Origin of the sequence: Desulfovermiculus halophilus DSM 18834, from assembly GCF_000620765.1 — a bacterium.
GTDB lineage: Bacteria > Desulfobacterota > Desulfovibrionia > Desulfovibrionales > Desulfothermaceae > Desulfovermiculus > Desulfovermiculus halophilus.
The window spans coordinates 197,324-214,585 of the sequence record NZ_JIAK01000006.1 but is presented as its reverse complement, the minus strand read 5'-3'; the positions used below and the strand labels follow the sequence as shown (position 1 = coordinate 214,585).

The following is a 17,262-nucleotide window of genomic DNA, read 5'->3' as shown; positions in this document are numbered from 1 at the left end:
ATTATGCTGTCTCTGCCATAGATTTTTTAACTAGATCAGGAACTTGGATGTCAACAAAATATGAAGAAGGATATATATAATCCTCTCCGCTCTCATCAATAATCCGAATATCTTCTACTTCGAGGTTTTGATCCTCAAGAACAGGATAAATTTTGTGTAACTCCAAGGAAGAAGGATAATCTGAATTATTGATACAGACTACAAATCTAGAGAATGTTTTCATTGATGTACTCATCTTTTATTCCAAATATCTTTTGCGCTTAATTTCCTTCTTTCCAATGCCGTGAGCTTCATACCAATGAAGCTCAGCTAACCTTATATTACCTGATGAATGGCGGATATATGCAATGCCCTTCTTTTTCTTCCAATTGCCCCGCCCGTACGTCCTTTGCAGCCTCCTTATCTCCTTAATCCCAGCACCCTGGGCAATAAGCTCAACCTGATGTATATGACTCACTATTTCAAAAGTCATTGATGTATAATTCTATACTGTTGATAGTGATCAGGTCAATTGTTCCAAACTCTGAGCGGCCATGGCCGTGCTCAACAAGGTATGGGCAAAGGGCAGGAGATAGTCTGAAATCGGAGCCCCCAGGTCGGGCAGAAGCAGCAGATGGCTGATCGGATGGGGAATAAAGCTGGAGAGCTTGCCCTGCCGGGTGAAGGCGGCCTGGGAAATGAGCGTCATCCGGGCGAACCGGCATCCGAAAGTGGCCAGCTCGTCCAAGGCCTGGCCAAAGGTCCGCTCAGAACAGGCGTCGATGAAGATCAGATTGTCCTGCCGGCAGTCGTAGCCCGGCTTGAGCTGGGGCAAAAACCACTGCCCCTGGGCAAAAAACGGGGAGACCGGCGCCGATTGCAGCTCCGGTCCGGCATCCGCCCAAACCTGCTGTATGGACCGGCCCCCACAATAGGCTTCTTCCCAGGCCCGCACCTGGCCCTCCCCATACGCGGCCAGCAGCTCCTCCCGAGGCCCCAGTGCGACGAACTTCTCGCCCACCCTGTTGTCCACCGTGACCAAGGGGCCGTGCGAGCTGGCCCCGAAGGGATACCACTCCACGAGCTTGCCGCCGTGCTGGTCGAATCGCTGCACCCAGGCCAGCCCGTTCCCGGTGGCCGGACCGATGAACAAAGCGGTCAGGTAGTCCCGATTGTCCGCCACCGCCCGGACCAGATCAGCGTGCAGACCGGCATCGTTTTGGACCGCATCGACCATCATCCCGGCCAGGCCGAAGTGCCGGCGCAGGATGCGGGCCTTGTCCGGGGCCTTCTGCTCCCAGATGGAGATGAAGAACAAGGACAGGGCGGCGTACAGGACATCCTGGCGGCAATACAGCTCCTGGGCCTGAAGCGGCGCGTACCCGGACACCCGGTCAAAGGCCCGGGCGAACCGTTCCTGCAGCTGCGGCCCGATCCACAGGCAGTTGGAGGATACGTCGGGCAGAAATCCTTCCAGGACGTAGTCTTCCGGCACCTGAGAGGCCAGAAAGACGATAAGGGCGTCTTCCCCCGGGGCCCGCAGGCTGGCTCCTGGCGAGTCCACCCGGATAGGACAGGCCAGCAGCGCGGACCATTGCTTGGCCACAGTCCTGGCTGTGGCCTCAGCCGCCTTGTCCAGGGGCAGAAAGACCATCTCTCCATCCACTGCCAGCTGCTCCCAGAGCATCTCGGCCAGATCCCGCACCGCCTGCCCCGGCCTGACCATGAGCCGGCTCAAAGCGTCCTTCCGGGCCAAAATCCCGGACAGGGTGCGCAGGTCCCGGTAAATCCTCCCTTCCCATTGCTGGGCCTGCTGCTGTTCCCAGAGTGATGGCTCGTCCCTGTTTTCTGTCCGCGTCTGCAGACCAGAGGACAGCCAGGCCTCGTTCACCCTGTGCAGAGCAGCCGCTTCCTTGGACGGCCCGGGAATGGCCTGAGGCCGGCTGCGGCTGGCAGTCACCGACTTGGCCCTGTTCCGGGGGAAATCCCCGGGCTGGCGTCCATGGGCCAGACCGTAATCCAAGCCGAACTGAAGATAGAAAAACAGATCCACAAAGGGCTGGACCAGATCGTCGACCTTGGGCAGAGTCAGTACCCGCGACCCGCACAACCCGCGGATCGTGTCCAGATCCTCGTGCTCAAAGGTTGTGCACACAAAAGGCACATCCCGGGCGGTCAGGGTCCGCATGCAGGCGATGGACTCCTGCAGCCTGGCCCGGTTGGTGGCATTGACCACAACCAGGTTGTCCGCATTCCACCTGTCGAAGATGTGCGGTTCGACATCCCGGAAGTCAAAGGTCTTGCCCATGGACGTCCAGCTGCTCTCCTCCAGCTTCAGGGCTATTTCTGTTCCAGCCCCCACCGAGTGCTGGGCATCCACGACCAGGTGGCACAGGCTCTGGGCAAAGGCCTTGCACTGCTGCTTGCTCCAGTGCCGGTAGGACTCATCCTCCAGCATATCGGCCAGCACCCGGGGCAGGTCATGCAGCCGCCGTCCCACAGCCGCGGCCTTGCGCCCGTAGCCCAGCTCGCTGAGCAGGGCCAGAGCCAAGAGCTCCGTGCACATGAGCATGCAGAGCATGCTCTTCACCCCGCTGACAGTCACCTCCTCCCCGCTCATGGCCGGAACAACGCCGCCGCTTTTGCGCAGGACCAGGCCCAGATCGGCGAATGGCTTCTCCGTGATTCCCACCGCGGCTATGTGGTTGCTGTGCAGGTCCTTGGCCAATTGCACCATATCCGAGGTTGTTCCGGACCAGCTGAGCATGAGGACCAGGTCCCGGTCCGGATTGATGCTCTTGGCCACGCTTTCGATTTCCACCGGGCTTTGGACCACCACCGGCAGATCCGGGACCAGCTCCTGAATCAGGCTCTTGGCCATGGCCGCCACATGATAGGAGGTGCCCATGCCGACAAGGAAAATGCGGCGCAAAGAGGTCAGTCCCTGCCCGAACCGTCGCCTGAGCAGGCGCATCCGGACCGGCAAACCGGCCAAATCCGGATGCCCATCCGGGGGGAGATAGGCGCCGAGTATCTCCCGCAGCCGGTCCGGGATCTCCTGCACATGGGTCTGATAAAAGGTCTGGTTCAGGTTGCGCTTGATCTGGATCGGGGACAAGCGGGTGGTGAAGGGTTCGATCTCCCCCTGCTCCCGGCCGTCCAGATCGGCAATGCTCACTTCCCGCCTGCACTGCTCCCCATGCCAGCGGCTGGTGATCCGGGCCAGGAGCTCCTCGCCCTCCAGGGGCACGACCTGGACCTGAAATCGGTCCAGCACGGCCTCCTGCCTCTTTTGGGATTCGGTCTTCGCATTGCCCTTTGGCGCCATGACCAGGGAAGCCTGAGACTGATCCTCCATCAGCCGCTGCAGCTTTCCGGCTTCTTCCTGGATCATGCTCTGGGGAAAGAGGCCCAGAGCGGCATTCACATCCGAGACCAGCATGAACTCGTCGGTCTCCGGCCGCTGGACCACAAACACCGGACGGTTGTGGCTGGCGGCAAAGACCCGACTGGGGGCAACAAGGCTGATTCCGGCCACGGCCACCTGCCCGCCGTCCTGGATCATGACCCGCATGGCCTGGACAAAGGCCAGCTCCTCGATCTCCTCGGCACTGGCTCCCTGCAGACGTTTGTAGACCTGATGATCAATGGCCTGGCTGCCCACGGCCAGGTCGTCCAGCCCCAGCAAGACCTGCTGGCGGACGGCATCGTATCTGGACTGCTCCCGGGAGAGGACCTTGGCGTACAGCCCCCAGAGCTGGGCGAAGTATTCCGTCGAGTTCTCGCTGCGCAGATGAATTCCGGCCACCCGGGTCAGAAACTGCCGGACCCGGGACTCGACCTCAGTGCTGAACTGTCCGTTGACGCAGGCACAGCGCATCCCCTCCTGATCCAGAAAAGGATGCGTATTGCTCAGGGTGACCTGGGATTGAATGGCCCATCGCCCGTGGGCCAGGACAGGCTGACTGACGGCCTGCAAAAGCCGGGGATGGGTCTGCCCCGGAGAGCTGCCGGCCCAGGGCGGCGCCACCCGGCCGAACTTGGAGGCCTCCTCCTGCTGAACATGGATATACGCGGCTGCGGCAGCCAGGCCGTAGACATTGAGGGCCCGTTCAGCTCGGTACAGGCTCTGCCAGTGCAGTCCGGGAAGCTTCTTCCCGGTTTGGAGCTGGACAAAGATATCCTGTATCCCCTCGCTCATCCGGCCGCTGTGGGCCACACGGCTCAGGACCAAAGAGTCCAGGAGGCGAAACAGATGCCGGACCCCGTCCCGGTCATAGTCGGCGGGAATGTACAACCTGGTCCTGACCAGGGCCTGCCAGAGATAGCGGCGGGCATAGGCCGGACGGCCGGAAATCCCCTGCTCTTCCCGCAGAGGGCGCAACGGGCGGCCCTGCTCGACCAGTCCCTCGAACAGACGTTCCCAGTCCTCAAGGACGCTGGACACGGCCAGAGGCAAGGCCCCTTCTGCGGACATCTGCTCCAGGGTCTCGCCCAGGGTATGGGCCAGAATGGACTTGACCACCAGCGGGGGGAGATCAAGGTCCACTATGCAGGTCTGAATCATTTGCCGCAGGTCCTGGGCAGATGTGATCCGAAATCCGCTTTCCGCCCCTGGAGCACCCGGCATGCCCGGATCCAGCCGTCGGCCTTCCTGCTCATCCTGCAGCTCGGACCAGGCGGGGGGAGAGACATCCCCGTTATGTATCCGGGTGCATGCCTCCAGCGGCAATCCCTCGAAGTGCACAAGGCGGCGCTGCCCTTCACGGACCCCCTCGGGTCCAGAATCCGGGGAGACGAAGCAGGAGATCAGCTCCGCACCGGTGCGCACGGTCAGCGGCCGGCGGTTCAGGCTCTGAACCAGCTCAATGACTGAGCCCACGGCCTTCCTGGTCCGCACTGGCTCCAGCTCGTCCCCGAACACGCCTACCCCGGTGCTGTCCGGGGCTCGGTAAATAATGGACCACATCCCGGTGAGAATTCGGGTCAGCGGATTCTCCGCCTGCCCCCAGTAAACGACTATGCCGCACATTGGTTATCCATATCTTCGGTCTGCTAAAAGACAAAGCAAAAGCCGGAGAGAACTCCGGCTTTTGGGCATGAAACTGCATCCGCAGCAACCGCATGAACTAGATCAGGCCGTTGGCCTTCAGCCAATCCCGGGCGGTCTTTTCTTCATCCTTGTTTTCCAGATCCACCTTGGCGTTCAGCTTCTGCATTTCCTCGGTGGTCAGCTTCTCGGACAGAGGCTGGAAGATCTCTTTCAGCTCAGGGTACTTTTCCAGGGCATCCTCACGGACCACCGGGCACGGATTATAGGTTGGAAAGTAGCTTTTGTCGTCCGCCAGGGTGATAAAACCAAAGGCCGCGATCCGTCCGTCAGTGGCAAAGCCCATGGAGACATCCACGTTTCCGTCCCGCAGGGCCTGGTAGACCAGTCCGGAGTCCATCTTGCGCACCTTGCCGTAGGGGACCCGGAAGTCATAGAGCCGCATCAGGGGCTTGAAGCCGTCCGGACGGGCCCAAAACTCGGAATTGACCCCGATGGTCAGTTCATCCGGATTTTCATTCATATACTGGGCCAGATCGCTGATGGAAGATATCCCCAGCTCTTGGGCCTGGTCCTTGCGCATGAGCAGGGTGTAGGTGTTGTTGAACTGCAAAGGCTCCAGCCAGATCAGTCCATTCTCGGCATCCGCTTTTCGAACATACTCGTACACCTTTTGCTTATCACTCATGATTTCCTTGTCGTCCTGCTTCAAGAAGACGGTGTAGCCGGTTCCGGTGTACTCGAAGTACATATCGATCTGTCCGTGCTCCAGGGACTGACGGCAGACCGTGGAGCCCACCCCGGTCTTCATGGTTACGTCGAATCCGTTTTCCTCCAGCAGGACCTTGGCAAAATTGGCCAGGATGTACTGTTCGGTAAAGTTCTTGCCTCCGACTGCAATCTCCTTTTTGGCCAGGGCCTGGCCGGGAACCAGCAGGCAGAGCCCAAGCAGGACTCCAAGACTTGTTACCAGCAGTTTATGCATGGACATAGCACACCTCCTCTTCGGTTTATGTGATAATGAACACAATATGCAGTGTGAGCACCATCAAGCCTGCTCCAGCCGCAGGCCCCTGGAAATAAGCACAAGCCCCAGGAACTCGCACAGATAATCCGCCAGCAGGGCCAGGAGGATGGTGGGTATGGCTCCGGCCAGGAGCTTATCCGTGCGCATCAGGTCAATGCCCATAAAGATCTGCTCCCCGAGCCCGCCGGCCCCGATCAGAAAGGCCAGGGCCGCCGTTCCGATACAGATAACCAGAGAGACCCGAAACCCGGTGAGCATGACCTGCATGGCGTTGGGCAGTTCCACGTGCCACAGGATCTGACGGTTGTTCATGCCCATGCCCCTGGCCGCGTCCAAGAGCCAGTTGGGCACGGAATTGATCCCGGCCAGGGTGTTCCTGGCAATGGGCAGAACCGAGTAGACGAACAAAGCGAAAACAGCCGGCTCGAACCCAATGCCCATGAAGCTCATGACAATGGCCAGAACAGCCAGGGAGGGAATGGTCTGCCCCAGGCCGACGATGTACATGACGATGCCGGCGTATTTCTTCATCCTGGCCCGGGTGAAGATAATGCCCACCCCGACTCCGAGCAGGGTGGCCAGGAGCATGGCCACCGCCACCATGACCACATGCTGACGGGCCAAGGCCAGTACATAGGCAAACTCGTACGGATCGGCCATGTATTCAAGCATCCCGGTCCGATCCAGGAGCACTCCGGCTGTCAACAGCAAAAGGACCAAAATGAGACGATACACCCGGGTCAGAATGCTAGCCATGCCGCAACCTCCTGCCCACTTTGATTCCTTGGGGGGTCACCATATGCTCCAGTCCGGCCATGAACCCGTCCACGAAGACGGCCAGGACAGAAACCAGGACGGCTCCAGTCAGAATCATCGGTTCATAGGAGCGGCCGATGCCCTGCTGGATGAGCACCCCCAGCCCTCCTGCTCCGATATATGCGGCAATGGCCGCGATCCCGATGCTCATAACCGCGGCCGTGCGCAGTCCAGCGATGATCACCGGGACGGCCAGGGGGATCTCTATCTCCCGCAGCCTCTGCCAGCTGGTCATCCCCAGCCCCCGCCCGGCATCCACGATCTCCGGGGGGACATTCTGAATAGCCACATACGTGTTCCGGATGATCGGCAGCTGGCTGTACAGAACAAGGGCAATGATGGCTGGAAGCTTGCCCAGGCCGTAACCGAACGGAGCCAGTAAGGGGATCATGATCCCGAACAGGGCTATTGACGGGGTGGTCATGAAGATATTGGCCGTGTTCAGTACCTTGCTGGCCAGACTCTTGTTCCGGGTAATGGCGATCCCGATGGGCACCCCGATCACAATGGCCAGGGAACAGGCCATGCCGACAATGAATATGTGCTCCAGGGTCAACTCAATACACTTAGGGGTATTGTTGACTATATAGTCCCATACCATCATCTGGACACCGCCTCAGCTAGGGTTTTGCCTGCCTGATTCCGTCTCTTCCCCGGAATACATTTCCAATATCCGCTTCTGGATATGATCGTAGGCGATTGTGCCGGCAAAATTGCCTTCCTCGTCCATAACCGCCAGAACCCGCATGTCGTGCATGAGCATGAAGGACATGACGTCTTTTAAGGCCATGTCCTGGTCCACCCGGACCGGATAGGGCACCGCCAGCTCCTTGACCGGCGAATGCTCCTCCCGCAGATGCCGCCTGTGCACATACCCGATGGCCTTGCCCTTTCTCAGGACCACCAGGTGGCGGAAATCGTGCTCTTCCAAAAACTGCAGAGCCTCTTGGGCTGTTGTGTCTCCCTGGACCACATTGTCCGGGCTGCGGTCCATGACCTCGTGCACATGGATCAGGCCCATTATCTTCAGGGCCCGGTCAGCGCCCACAAAATCGGCAATATACTGATTCTTGGGCTGAGCCAGGATGGTTTCCGGATTATTGTACTGCTCCAATCGGCCCTCGGAAAAGATGGCAATCTTGTCCCCCATTTTGATCGCTTCATGGATATCGTGGGTGACAAAGGCAATGGTCTTTTTCAGCTTGCGCTGCAGGCGGAGGAACTCGTTCTGAATCTCCTCCCGGTTGATGGGATCAATGGCTCCAAAGGGCTCGTCCATGAGCAGGATGTCCGGATTCGCGGCCAGGCACCTGGCTACCCCGATCCGCTGCTGCTGCCCCCCTGAGAGCTCGGCGGGATAGCGGTTTCGAAAGGCCGCCGGCTCCAGCTGGACCATGCTCAAAAGCTCGTCCACCCGCTCCTGGATGTCCTGCTTTTTCCAGCCCAGAAGCTTGGGCACGGTGGCGATATTGTCCGCGATGGTCTTGTTTGGAAACAGACCGATCTGCTGAATGGCGTAGCCCATGGTTCGTCGGAGCTTGACCTGGTCCACGCTCATGATGTCCTGTCCGTCAACTGTGATTTTTCCCCGGGTAATGGCCAGCAGCCGGTTGGTCATCCGCAAGAGGGTCGTTTTTCCGCATCCCGAGGGACCTAAGAAAATGACCAGATTCCCTTTTTCTATCTCAAAGGACACATCTCGCAAAGCAGTGACTGCATCAGGCCCGGATCCAAATATCTTGGTCACATTCTCATAGGTTATCATTTGCTCTGGACCTCCTTCTCCCCTTCAGAGCTCGGAATCTGCCTGTCATTTCCACAGTAACTGTAGGTTACACCATGTGCTTCGTCAAGCACATATACATGCATCTACATGTTTTTACCCTCAAAGTATCCAGGCGATCTGCGTGGACAGCCGCAGTGTCTTGCCTGTACAGCATCCAGGCCATCAGCCTTGAATCGATTCATCGGCTCCGGGCGTGCGGGTGTTCAGCCCTGGCCAAACTTCAGTGACCTTCTTCCGCTGTCAGAATCCGCAACAGCGCGTTCACCTCGTCAAGCTCTGCACACCGTCCCACAAGCCGTTCGAGCTCTGCGGCCCGCCGCCCGGGGACAACCCCGTGAACCACAGAACGGAACTTTTCCCCCAGCTCCTGGTCACTGGGGGGATCTTCCGCGTCCCATCTGGCCTGCACCAGCCCGGAGTCGAATAGGTGGCCGTCACTCGTGGTCACCTGCACCCTGGCCCGGCGCTCCTGCGGAAAGCGGGCACTCATCTCAGGATCTTCCACCACGTGTATTCGCGCAGCCAGGGCACATACCCGTTCCTCCCCCAGCACTTCGGCGCACAGCTCACTGGGCCCCAGCCTGCCGGCATACGCGGCTGCAGCCAGGGGGTACTCAAGGCTGTACTGGGCCTGCTCCGTATTCTCCGGCGTCCTCCCAGAAAGGCAGACTCCGTGATGAAAGGTGCGCACATCTATCCTGAACATATTTTGAGGCGAAATACAATGTTTTGCCTGCACCTGAAGCAGTCCTTCGACTGCCGGCTGGGCCCAGCGACAGATGGCATGGGGCTTGAAGTACAGATTGTCCATCTCCCAGGCATTCCCCAAGGTGGACCAGATCTCACGGACCGCATCCCCGTCCACAGTCAGGGCCGGAGCCCCGGTGAATCCAGATCTGGCCAGCATGGCCGCGCTGACCCCGGTCATGGCCCTCCATCCGGACCCGTCCTTGAGCATGGTCGGATGATCGATGCAGCGCATCATCTGTGATCTGGGGCCGTGGTACTCGGCAATCCCCAGGGCGTGCCTGGTCTGATCACAATTTAGTCCCCAAAGCCGGGAGCAGGCCGCAGCACAGCCCAGGGCGTTCCAGGCCCCGGAGCTGTGGTAGTCCGGGGAGGTGGCGTGCAGGGCGATACCGGCCCGCAGGGCGACTTCATACCCCACTGCCAGGGCAGTGAGAAGCTCCCGGCCGCTCACCCCGGTCTCCCCCCTGGGCGAGAGCGCGGCAAACAGGGCTGGAACCACGGCCGCACCGGCATGTCCTTTGGTCACCGGATGTCCGTCGTGCATATCCAGGGCGTCGACGGTCATCCCGTGAGCCAGGGCCGCCCCGGGCTTGGACACCTCCGTTCCGTTCAGCCAGAGCCTGCTCCCCTGCCCTGCGTACGCCTCCCGGACATGAGCATAGATTATCCTGGACAGCTCTGTCTGGCTCCCGCTGAAGGCCACACCCACGGTATCCAGCAGGCAGCGCCTGGCCTGGGCCTGGATCCGGGTAGGCAAGGCATCCCAGTCCAGGTCATGGATAAAGGCGACCGGATCCACCAGCCCTCTCATGACCTGAGAAATGAGAGCAACCGCTTCTCCCCGGCCGGACGCAGGCCAAACTCCTCCCCTGCTTCCAGCAGGGTACGGACCACATCCCGGGCATAGCCCCGGGAACAGGTGAACGCAAAGCCTTCCCGTTCCGGATCCAGGCCCAGGAGGGCTATCTGGCAGGGCACGTGGGCCAAGGGCCCCTGGATCAGACAGGGAGAGGTCCGCTTCGGGTCAGCCAGATCCAAGCTAGACACCTTTTCCGAGACCGCCAGGGACTGCGGCCCCACAAGGGCCAGGCAGAGGGTGTTTTCCCGGATGTCGGTATACGCACGGTCCTCGGGCATGTCCTCTCCACCCGGCCCCAGATGCCAGACAGCGGCCTGGGTCCGATTCATTCGGTTGATGAGGGCATTCTCCCCCAGCCGACACTGGCCGGGGGTTTCCGGAATCTCCAGTCCGCAGGGGCGAAACCTGCTCAGGTCCCGATCCTGGACATCCCACCTGGGCAGATGGGAGAGGTCGACAAGCCAGGGACCGTCCTGTTCATCCGCGTACTCCGTGACCACAGTCCAGCCTTCCTGTTCGTGGCTTTGCACCGGCAAGGCATCGAAGTGGACCGGAGAGGTTCTGTATGCGTGGGACATAGTGGCTTTCCTTTGTAATTCGCGAACTACACGGAAGATGCAGAAAACGGGATGTTTTTCAAAGGGCCATTCTCCTTCCTCCCGTGTATTCCGCGTGTTCCGCGGTCAAAAGATATGAAAGATGCTTGTAGTTCTGTTTCTTACTGATCTCTGACTTCTGATCATGCCATGGCGCGACTGACATCTCGCAAGTGCATTACCTGCTTTTGTACTCGCCGCTACATCCGCATCCGCTTCCCTTGGGGATCATAAAAGGGCATTGCGGTCACAGTCGCGTACTGCAGCTCCCCCTGGCATTCGTTTTCATACACGGCCAGCCTGGTCCCTTCCCGGGAATAGGGGCCTTGGACCAGGGCCATGCCGATGACCGAACCCATGGTCGCACTGTGCCGAATGGTCCCGATGTACCCGATGACCCGGTCGTCCACGATCACGCACCCGTCTCCGGGCACATGATCGGCTTTCTCCATCTGGATCCCGACCAGCTTCAGCCGGCTGGGATCGCTCTCCGCCTGGCGCAGGGCATCCTCGCCCACAGCCGCGATATCCTTGTTTCTGGCCCACAAAAAGCCCAGGCCCAGGTCCAAAAGATTGGTCCTCTGTTCGGACTCCTGGCCCAAAATAACGTGGCCCTTCTCCATGCGCAGGATGTTCTGGGCCTCCACCCCGTAGGGATTGATGCCCAGATCCCGACCGGCCCGGCTCAGCTCCTCCCAGGCCGCGGCCATGTACGAGGACGGCACATGCAGCTCATAGGACAGCTCACCCACAAACCCCAGGCGCATGGCCCGGACCGGAACGCCGATCCGCAGATCAAAGTCCATCCACTGGGCAAAGGAGAAGGCCTGGTTGGAGACGTCGGCCTCGGTCACCTTCTCCAGCACTTCCCTGGCCTTGGGTCCGGCCAGATTGATCACCCCGATCCCGTCTGTCAGATTGACCAGATGAAAATCCCAGTCCTCGTAGCGGGTATGGTACCGGATCCACTCCACTGTGGCTCCGGCCCGGCCGCTGGAGGTGGTGAACATATAGTCGTTCTCGCCCACCTGCCAGACCACCCCGTCATCGATCACGCACCCGTCGTGGTTGCACATGGCTGAGTACTTGATCCGCCCCGGCCGGATCCTGGACATGTCTCCCACATACACCCGCTGCAGGGCCTTTTCCGCATCCGGGCCGTGGATCCGGAAGTTGCCCAGGGTGGAGGCATCCAGCATGCCGACGTTGGTGCGCACATTGGCCACCTCCGGGCCTACGTCCAGGTCCGGGGAGAAGTATCTGGCCCGCTTCCAGACCCCGGCCCGGCGAAAGACACCCCCTTCCCGGACCTGGATGTCGTGAATCGGGGTCCGCTTGGTCATCTCATGGGTGCTCCCGGCATAAGTGACCAGCGGGACCGGGCAAAGGGGCGGACGGACCGTGGTCGGGCGCACGCTGGAAAACGGTTCTGCCTTGTGCTTGGCCACCAGAAGGGGAAGGTTGTGCCCCGGAATGCCCCCCTGTCCGGGGCCGGTGCCTGCGGAGCTGAAGCGCTTGATCAGCTCCGGGACGTCAAAGCCCTGGGCCAGGGCCTGTTTGATGTTCTTTACGCTCACATCCTCGTCGAAACAGACAAAGCTTTTGCGTCCGGAAACCGGAGCAATGACCAGCTTGGACCCGGAACCAGGACCGGGCAGTGCGTCCATGGCCTGCCCGGCGGCTTCCAGTTCCTGCCCGCAGTCCCGGCCGCAAAATGATGCAGCCTGCAGACCGGCCAGCCGTCCGGAGGCCTCGATGCTTCCTGCGTGGTCCAGGCCCCACAGCCGGCCGGCGGGAAATACTCCGGCCGGGTAGGCAACAGGCAGAAAATACCCGGTCTGCTGATCAAACTCGAACCTGGACTGGATCAGGCTCAAGGGATCAGTCACCGGGGTCAGCCCTGCGGAGGCGACCAGGACATCGCAGGCCACCTCCCGGGTGACAGTGCCTTCGATGCTGCTGATCCGTGCCCCGTTCACTGTGGGCCGGCCCAGTGCCTCCTGGGCCACCCACCCGGGGTAAAAGGGGATGTTTCGTTCTCTGAGGCCCTGCACAAGATCCGGGTCCTGGCCCTCTTCTCTGCAGTCGGCCACAGCCTGGATTCCAAGCCCCAGATCGTGAAGATCCAAAGCCGCTTCCAGTCCCAGATCGTGCCCCACGGAAAACACGGCCTGGGTTCCGGGCAGAAGGCCGTAGGTCTTGGCCAGCCGATGGGCGCAGCCGACCTGCATCACTCCGGGCCGCTCATTGTTCTCAAACAGCAGGGGCCGTTCCCGGCAGCCGGTGGCTACAACCAGGCTTTGAGCCCGGATCTCGATGTAGCGCTGCTCAAAGCCGTCTTTGGGCCCACCCTGCTGGAAAGCGGTGATCAGGTTGTCTGTGTAGGCCCCGACCATGGAGGTCCGGGTAAAAACCCGGATATTGGCCCGCTCTCTGACCTGTGCCGTCAAATCCCTGCCCCGTTGGTACAGGGGCTGGCCCTGGGCCGAGACCGCGGACCGGTAGTCGAAAAAGCCGCCCAGCCAGGGCCTGGCCTCGAGGATGATCACCCGCAATCCCTGGTCCGCAGCCTCCAATGCTGCACACATCCCGGACGGTCCTCCGCCCACGACGCAGACATCGGCCCCGGGGTAGAGCTCGTCATAGGTTCCCCCAACCTCAAGATCCGGATCCAGCCGTCCCAGCCCGGCCGCGCGGCGAACCACCTTCATGGCCAGGGGCCATATTTTGGCCGGCTTGTGCATGGTCTTATAGTAGAACCCGGCCGGCATGCACCAGTCAAAACGATCCATGATCCCCATCAGGTCCCGTTGCGCCGACCCCTTGACGTTTTGCTCCCTGACCCTCTGCCGGTCGGTGAGCTGGGTGGTCTCGGTCCGCACATTGGGGATCCCGTTTACCTCCATCATGGTGTTGCTGCATTCCCCATCCAGGCTGTACAGCCCCCGGGGACGGTGGTATTTCAGGCTGCGGCCGTAGACCCGGACCCCGTTGGCAAACAGGGCGGTGGCCAGGCTGTCGCCCTCCAGGCCGAAAAAGGTCTCCTTCTTGTACACAAAGGGGATCGTTCCCTGAGGATTAACCCGCAGCGTGGGCATGTTGGTCAGCCGTTTCATGTTCTCTCCTCCGGATTTTCCACCTCTACATTGGCCACCGTATCCCGGAAGATGGTGAACCAGCTCCCGCAGCCGTCCCGGTGGTACCACCATTCTTTCTGAACCCCGGCCGTACAGGAGTTCATGTGTACATATTCCGCCCACTGCCTGGGATCCATATCCTGTCCCCAGGGGTAGGCCCCCTTGTCCTCTCCGCCGTAGCGGAACTCGTATCCATTTCGTCTGCCGCAAACCGGGCAAGTGATCATCAAAGCCATGAAAACACCTCTGTTTTCTGGTGTCAGGTGTCGGGTGTAATGACGGGGGACAAACTTCCGCCAGAGGCGGAGCTGACCACCGGCCACCGTATTAATTGTCCGGAGTATAGTTGACCAGCGCCGCGGTCTCGCCCATCAGCTTGTGCTGTTCGTAGCGGCGGAAGGTAAACGGCCGCAAGCGCTGCGGGCATTCGCCGGTGGCCATGTACTCGGCCATGTACCGGCCGGTCGCGGTCGAGGACTTGAACCCGAAGTACCCCCATCCGCAGTTCATGAAAAATCCGTCCAGGGGATCGTTGCCGTCCATGATCGGGGCCATGTCCGGGGTCATATCCGCCAGGCCGCCCCAGGCCCGCATGAACTTCACTCCCCGCAGACAGGGCAGAAACTCGGTCAGGGCCTCGGCCTGATGCTTGATGTATCTGGCCGTGACCTGGGTGGTGTAGTTGGGCCAGGGGTCCATGTGCGCACCAGTGGCGATCTCGCCTTTCAGGGTCTGATTGCAGTAGACGTGATAGGCCCCGGAAGAGACCACATGGTTGAGCAGTGGTTTTAAGGGCTGGGTGACCATGGCCTGGATGGTCAGCACGCTGATGGGCAGCTTCAGCCCCAGCAGATGCGATATGATCCCGGCTGAATACCCTCCGGCCGAGACCATGACCTTTGGAGTGGAGATGTGTCCTCTGGATGTATCCACTCCGGTTACCTTGCCCTGTCTGGTGGATATCCCTTGGGCCTCGGTCTGCTGCAGGATATCCACGCCCAGCTTGGCCGCCCCCTTGGCCAGCCCCCAGACCACGGCATCGTGGCGGACGATTCCCCCGGGTGGATGATACATTGAGCCATGGATGGGGTGGGTGATGTCCTGGGAAAGGTTCAAGGCCGGGACCAGCTCCTTGGTCTGCTTGGCGTCCAGGACGTGGCTCTCCACCCCCAGGAACTGGGCGGTGGACACATTCATCCTGGCCGCCTTCATGGCCGCCTCGCTGTGCATCAGGTTCACGTTCCCGCAGTTGTTGAACATCAGGTTGAAATCCAGTTCCTTGGTCAGCTGGGGCCAGAGGTCCAGGGCATCCTTGTACAGGGGCACGTTTTCCTGGGTTCGCTGATTGGCCCGGACAATGGCCGTGTTTCTGCCCGCCCCGCCGAATCCGATAAACCGCTTTTCCACCACGGCCACATTGGTCATCCCGTGCTCTTTGGCCAGATAATAGGCTGTAGCCAGATTGTGCAGTCCGCCGCCGATGAGCACTGCGTCGTAATGCTTCTTCTGCTCCGGCTGTGGTCCCCAGAGGGGCTTTTTGGTGCCAAACATGGAATATCTCCACTTGATTGATGGGCGTTTTGCTGCTTTGGAAAGCTTGAAGCGCCGGCAGAGCCGGTGGCGGAGAGTCTCCCGGCCGGAGACGCTCTTCATCCGCACCCGGGACAAAGGAAGGCCCCTGTCCCTGCCGGTCCTCTCCGCGTCATCCTCGAACAATCCGGCAACCGATCTCGTGCGTTCACCCGCTGGCCGAATCAGCCCCGCAGATTGCGGGGGCGCCGACCCTGGCCGCCAGCATCCTCTGTTACAGGAGGATGGAATATTTCTCCCGGATGGCGGCGTCCACATCCTCCGGGATGTAGCTTTTTTCCGCCCGGTCCAGGATCGAGTCGACCATCTTGCCGGCCCGCTTCCAGGCGTCCAGCCCCCCGGCCTGGGCCCAGGTCGCCCGGTCGCTGCGGTCGGTGATCCCGTTGCCCATGTAGTATTCGTCATACATGTGCTCAAAGGTGTGATCCGCGGTGATGAACTCCCCGCCGACGTCCACTTCCTTGATCACCTCACTGGCCAGATGCTCGGGATCGACGCAAATGCCCTGCAGAACCCTCCGGGCCATGCCGATGATCTCGTCGTCCAGGACAAACTGCTCATAAGCCAGGCCAAGCATGGATTCCAGCATGCCGGCTGCATGGTGGACGTAGTTGGAGCCGCCCATGGCCGCGAGCAGAGTGGTCATCCCTTTTTCCCATCCGGCCTGGGCGTCCGGGAGCTTGGAATCCGAGAGCCCGGAGGAGTTGTAGTTCGGGACCTGAATATGATGCGCGAGCTGATGGATGGCCGCATTCATCATCCCGCACTCCACCGCTCCGCCGCAGTAGTTCATGCTCTTCAGATCGGCCCGGCCGGGGATGCCCCCGTACAGCACAGGCGCCCCGGGATTGGTCAGCTGACACAAGGCAATCCCGGCCATCTGCTCCGCATGGCACTGGGCCAGGGTCCCGGCCATGGTCAGGGGAGAGGTGGAGCCGGCCATTGGAGCGCCGGACAAAGCGACCGGGATATTGTTCTTGACGCACTCCAGCATGATCCGGACCGGCTGGGTGCTGAGCTTGAGGGGGCTGATGATGAACGAGGTGATGATGGAGAAGAACGGCTTCTTCTGCACCCCCTGCAATCCGCCGGCCAGAAGGGCGGCCAGGTCCAGAACCTTGTGCAGCTCCTGCTCGTTGTTCACCCCGGCCATGACATGCTTGGCCGTGGCCTTGAAGCAGGTGTAGAAGACGTTGACATCGTAGGCGGTGTCCGGGATATCCGTGGGTATGCACGGACGGAGAAAAAAGCTTATATTCTCCAGCTGATCCACCAGCCGGCCCAGGTTGTACAGATCACTCAGGGTTGTCGATCTGGCCTGTCCGGTCTCCCTGTCCAGGATCCGGACCGCAGCCCCTCCGGTTCCCAGGTGAACGGCGTGCTCACTCAGATCCAGATCATACTCTCCGTTCCGGCTGGAGAGCACAACCCGGCTGGGTGCCTTGGCCACGTTTTCCTCCACCACCTTCCGGGGGAGGTAGACCTTTCGTTTCTCCTTATCCACCGTGGCCCCGGCCTGGACCAGGACATCCACCGCCTGGTCCAGGCCGGGCTCGAACCCGACCCCGACTTCTTCCAGAAGACGAAGGCTGGCTTCATGCACAGTGTGCATCTGCTCTGCACTCAAAGGCTGATAGCAGCCGCCGGAAACGCTGTGTATACCCATAGGCAC

12 protein-coding genes are annotated in these 17,262 nt (G+C 60.5%); all 12 read right to left on the bottom strand.

Translation table 11 applies throughout. The features are described from left to right. Position 1: 1 nt before the first annotated feature. The 12 genes from N902_RS16195 to N902_RS0103400 all read right to left on the bottom strand — a co-directional run bounded on the left by N902_RS16195 (position 2) and on the right by N902_RS0103400 (position 17,256). The gene (locus N902_RS16195) at positions 2–223 is read right to left on the bottom strand and encodes a hypothetical protein (protein ID WP_034621489.1); all 222 of its coding nucleotides are present in this window, start codon (positions 221–223) and stop codon (positions 2–4) included. Between the two features lie 279 nt (positions 224–502). Beyond that, positions 503–5,011: an SIS domain-containing protein gene (locus tag N902_RS0103455; RefSeq protein ID WP_027369800.1), complete on the bottom strand. Its 4,509-nt coding sequence runs from the start codon at positions 5,009–5,011 to the stop codon at positions 503–505. A 97-nt stretch (positions 5,012–5,108) separates the two neighbouring features. Continuing rightward, positions 5,109–6,020 (bottom strand): glycine betaine ABC transporter substrate-binding protein, encoded by a 912-nt coding sequence (locus N902_RS0103450; RefSeq protein WP_208596255.1) that lies wholly within the window; start codon positions 6,018–6,020, stop codon positions 5,109–5,111. Between the two features lie 57 nt (positions 6,021–6,077). Next, positions 6,078–6,812, bottom strand: coding sequence for an ABC transporter permease (locus N902_RS0103445; RefSeq protein WP_027369798.1), 735 nt, complete (start codon positions 6,810–6,812; stop codon positions 6,078–6,080). Then, on the bottom strand, positions 6,805–7,476 hold the full coding sequence (locus N902_RS0103440; RefSeq protein ID WP_027369797.1) for an ABC transporter permease: 672 nt from the start codon (positions 7,474–7,476) through the stop codon (positions 6,805–6,807). The genes N902_RS0103445 and N902_RS0103440 overlap by 8 nt, the downstream gene beginning before the upstream one ends. 12 nt (positions 7,477–7,488) lie before the next feature. Then, positions 7,489–8,637: an ABC transporter ATP-binding protein gene (locus N902_RS0103435; RefSeq protein WP_027369796.1), complete on the bottom strand. Its 1,149-nt coding sequence runs from the start codon at positions 8,635–8,637 to the stop codon at positions 7,489–7,491. A 241-nt stretch (positions 8,638–8,878) separates the two neighbouring features. Next, positions 8,879–10,207, bottom strand: a complete 1,329-nt coding sequence (locus N902_RS16190; RefSeq protein ID WP_161635149.1) for an MmgE/PrpD family protein — start codon at positions 10,205–10,207, stop codon at positions 8,879–8,881. A gap of 8 nt (positions 10,208–10,215) precedes the next feature. After that, the gene (locus N902_RS0103425) at positions 10,216–10,845 is read right to left on the bottom strand and encodes an aminomethyltransferase family protein (RefSeq protein WP_027369795.1); all 630 of its coding nucleotides are present in this window, start codon (positions 10,843–10,845) and stop codon (positions 10,216–10,218) included. Between the two features lie 218 nt (positions 10,846–11,063). Continuing rightward, complete coding sequence (locus N902_RS0103415) at positions 11,064–13,979, bottom strand: 2Fe-2S iron-sulfur cluster-binding protein (protein ID WP_027369794.1); 2,916 nt, start codon at positions 13,977–13,979, stop codon at positions 11,064–11,066. Continuing rightward, positions 13,976–14,236 (bottom strand): sarcosine oxidase subunit delta, encoded by a 261-nt coding sequence (locus N902_RS0103410; RefSeq protein ID WP_027369793.1) that lies wholly within the window; start codon positions 14,234–14,236, stop codon positions 13,976–13,978. The genes N902_RS0103415 and N902_RS0103410 overlap by 4 nt, the downstream gene beginning before the upstream one ends. A 91-nt stretch (positions 14,237–14,327) precedes the next feature. Then, positions 14,328–15,551, bottom strand: a complete 1,224-nt coding sequence (locus tag N902_RS0103405; RefSeq protein WP_027369792.1) for an FAD-dependent oxidoreductase — start codon at positions 15,549–15,551, stop codon at positions 14,328–14,330. A gap of 253 nt (positions 15,552–15,804) precedes the next feature. Further along, a complete protein-coding gene (locus tag N902_RS0103400; RefSeq protein WP_027369791.1) occupies positions 15,805–17,256 on the bottom strand; it encodes a trimethylamine methyltransferase family protein in 1,452 nt (483 codons plus the stop codon). Positions 17,257–17,262: the final 6 nt, after the last annotated feature.